Genomic DNA, 2,190 nt, shown 5'->3' with positions numbered 1-2,190 from the left:
ATCTAACATTAGAGGGTCCAGATGAATTTTTTAAATACGAAATCAAGTGCGTAATCAACGACTCAACTCCCGATCCTAAGGACTGCTGCGAGCACTTTGAGATAGAACATACAGATTTAACTACCTCTGACTTGGACAATTTATATTTAAATTTTTTAGAAGCGTGTATAAAGGTCAAATACGAAGATTATTTAAACAGCATTTACTGGAAATTATTTAGAGAACAAATTCTATACAAAAATCACTACAGATGCTCTATATGCCACTCCAACGAAAACGTTGAAGTCTACCACCTAAATAAAAAATTTGGACGAGAAACAGAGGACGATGTTATATTACTATGTTCTAAATGTCTAAAAAAAGATGAATAATTTTTTCAATCCTGCACATACTAAATAAAAATTGTGGAGGTAATGAATTATGAAAAATTTAAAATGTAATGCTGAAAAATGTGTATATAACAAACATCGCGAATGTTACGCTGGTAAAATCAACGTAGACGGTGATACAGCTACAACTGTTGCCGATACTTACTGTGCTACTTTCAGAGAAAACGAAGTTCCTTCTTTTTCTAGTAATGCAGGACATTGCTGTCACGAAGAGCACGCAGTAGGCACTGCTGAAATCAAATGTGAAGCCGTAAACTGCGTATATAACGAACAAAAGCTTTGCCACGCTCCAGCGGTACAAATCAACGATATGGATGCTAGCTGCAACACTTTTAAAGCTAGATAATTAATTTATGTACTTAAAAAGGGATATCATCATAATCTATGATCTATCCCTTTTAATTTTATCTTCATCGATAATTTGGCAATTTTCATTTACACATTTATCTTGAACTTACGCACTTTTTCTATTTTCCAATAATTCCTTTACATATCTAATATCATCTGTTATTATTCTATGCTTAATTTTCTTAGAATCTATATTGCAAATTTTAAATCCTATCTGAATAGCATAACCAAGACCAAACGCACTCATAACAGTACCAAGACCAACTTGACCTCCTAAAAGCCATCCACTTACCAATGCTGTAAGCTCTATACCAGTTCTAAGAGCTCCGACTGGCTTAGACGTCTTTTTATTAAGTGCAAGCATAAGTCCATCCCTCGGACCACTTCCAAGCCCTGCGCCTAGATACACCACTGTCGCAACCGCAGAAATAATTATCCCTATTATCATCATAATAATTCCCATAAATAAATTATCTGCAACAGGAATTATATTCGCAGCCTTTATCATATCTAGAAATACACCTATAAAAATCATATTAAGCACAGTTCCCCAGCCTACACCTTCTCCTAGAACTGCATCTAATATAACTATCACAAGGCCTACTGTTATAGAAGCCTGCCCCATAGTGATTCCAGTCTTCAGTGATATTCCTTGGTGAAACGCATCCCAAGGAGATAGCCCGATTTGAGCATTTACCATAACGACTATTCCAAGGCCGTACAAGAAAAAGCCTATAAACAGTCTAACTAATAAGTACAATATTCTTTTTATATTCATACATGCCTCCCCATAATACAAAATTATACATTAAAAGAGAATTATAAATAACACATTATAATTCTCCATATATATCTCTATTTATATTTAAACTACACAGTTTTCTATTTGAATCAATGTATCTTGACAATTTTTACAAATTATAAGACTAACTATATAGCTGTCGTCTACTTTTTTAGCCTTCAAAAGCTTATTAAAAGACTGACCTTCATATTCATTTTGGATATCACTTATAACAAAATTTTGATTTTTAGTGTATATATAGAAGTGATATTCTAAAAAAGGAAAGAATTTTTGCTTTTCCTTAACTCCAGCAAGACACTCAACACACGCTTCCTTGTAATATTGTATATCGAAATCTATCTCATCCAAATCAGCAAGCATATCGAGTATATCATCTAAGCTCAAGCCCTTCACTGGCTTCTCTTCGTCGTTTAACAAACATACATTTTTATCTTTTTCTATTATATATTCTTTTTCGTCATAAACAAATTTTAACATATTTAACTCCCTACTCAATTAATCTATTTCTGATGCAAACAAAGTCGGATCATCTACTGCCTCTTGATACTCATCCTTTGATATATATCCTTGTTCTAGCATATCATTAAGTACCTGTATTTGTCTAGCCTTAGCTTGATCGTGTTGATTAAATCTATAAGGGTTATTCGTGAT

General features: G+C 33.2%; 4 protein-coding genes. 2 read left to right on the top strand and 2 right to left on the bottom strand.

The features are described 5' to 3' along the window. Both MR593_RS05985 and MR593_RS05980 read left to right on the top strand, forming a co-directional pair. A partial coding sequence (locus tag MR593_RS05985; RefSeq protein WP_290690833.1) for a hypothetical protein occupies window positions 1–371 on the top strand: 371 nt, incomplete at its 5' end. A gap of 49 nt (window positions 372–420) precedes the next feature. Beyond that, on the top strand, window positions 421–735 hold the full coding sequence (locus MR593_RS05980; protein ID WP_290690830.1) for a DUF1540 domain-containing protein: 315 nt from the start codon (window positions 421–423) through the stop codon (window positions 733–735). A 108-nt stretch (window positions 736–843) separates the two neighbouring features. Here the strand turns inward: MR593_RS05980 and MR593_RS05975 are convergent, their stop codons facing one another. Then, a complete protein-coding gene (locus tag MR593_RS05975; protein WP_290690827.1) occupies window positions 844–1,515 on the bottom strand; it encodes a YczE/YyaS/YitT family protein in 672 nt (223 codons plus the stop codon). Between the two features lie 87 nt (window positions 1,516–1,602). Then, window positions 1,603–2,016: a DUF3785 domain-containing protein gene (locus tag MR593_RS05970; RefSeq protein WP_290690825.1), complete on the bottom strand. Its 414-nt coding sequence runs from the start codon at window positions 2,014–2,016 to the stop codon at window positions 1,603–1,605. Window positions 2,017–2,190 lie beyond the last annotated feature (174 nt).

This window comes from Intestinibacter sp. (genome assembly GCF_022780145.1).
Lineage (GTDB): Bacteria > Bacillota > Clostridia > Peptostreptococcales > Peptostreptococcaceae > Intestinibacter.
Note: the sequence above shows the minus strand (reverse complement) of the source record. Positions and strands in the feature narration are given on the sequence as shown.

What these genes read in the sequence shown, in the direction of transcription:
- MR593_RS05975 (WP_290690827.1), bottom strand. Translation starts at nt 1,515, where the DNA reads ATGAATATAAAAAGAATATTGTACTTATTAGTTAGACTGTTTATAGGC.
- MR593_RS05970 (WP_290690825.1), bottom strand. Translation starts at nt 2,016, where the DNA reads ATGTTAAAATTTGTTTATGACGAAAAAGAATATATAATAGAAAAAGAT.
- MR593_RS05980 (WP_290690830.1), top strand. Translation starts at nt 421, where the DNA reads ATGAAAAATTTAAAATGTAATGCTGAAAAATGTGTATATAACAAACAT.